This is a genomic window from Oleiphilus sp. HI0086, assembly GCF_001635225.1.
Genome location: NZ_LWFZ01000547.1, coordinates 1 through 300 on the forward strand (window position 1 = coordinate 1; position 300 = coordinate 300).

The window sequence follows — 300 nt, forward strand, 5'->3', positions numbered from 1 at the left end:
TTGACCACACTGAAGGATTTGCAGCTACGGATCGTTCTGATATCGATGTGGCAGTAAATGGAAGTGACTACTACAGAATAGGTAAGTACGGTGAAAATAACTTATCGAAGTACGATATAGACAACCCAAACACCTTAACCTGGCAGTACGGTTTGAATGATGAAGACGGCGAAAGCAACAGTAACCCATATGATGTGCTTTTCGCATCTGATGATAAAGCCTATGTTATTCGCTGGGGAGAAGGGTCAATTCTTGTCATCGATCCAAGCGTTACTGATAGCTCGTCAGATGATTTCGTAT

Annotated in this window: 1 protein-coding gene; it reads left to right on the plus strand. The window is 42.3% G+C overall.

Annotation, left to right across the window (positions count from 1 at the left end; translation table 11 throughout):
• On the plus strand, positions 1–300 hold a 300-nt coding region (locus A3756_RS27540; RefSeq protein WP_197481227.1), incomplete at both ends, for a hypothetical protein.